Here is a 215-nt window from a genome sequence, read left to right as displayed (position 1 = left end):
ACCTCAGTAAAGCGGCTCTATAAAACCACGTTGTTTGCCATTCCTTCAAGAAAAACCTGTCGTCGCGCCATTGGACTGTCTATTTTGACCTTTATTTTAATTAGCTAACGGTGGATTTAGATCACTGGATCCGCCGTAGGATAAGAATGTGCTACTGGCGGCAGTGGCGCTCTTTATAAAAAATAGCACGCACTAAAGTACGCAGTTTAATGAAA

The 215-nt window shown here is 42.3% G+C and carries 1 protein-coding gene; it reads left to right on the top strand.

Translation table 11 applies throughout. The annotated features are described in order from the left end of the window. Window positions 1-110: 110 nt before the first annotated feature. Window positions 111-179, top strand: coding sequence for a hypothetical protein (locus H5200_RS24580; RefSeq protein WP_404936390.1), 69 nt, complete (start codon window positions 111-113; stop codon window positions 177-179). The last annotated feature ends 36 nt before the right edge of the window (window positions 180-215 follow it).

The sequence above is a fragment of the Pseudoalteromonas sp. SG43-7 genome, assembly GCF_014164295.1.
Taxonomy (GTDB): Bacteria; Pseudomonadota; Gammaproteobacteria; order Enterobacterales; family Alteromonadaceae; genus Pseudoalteromonas; species Pseudoalteromonas rhizosphaerae.
This window is presented reverse-complemented; position numbering and strand designations above follow the sequence as displayed.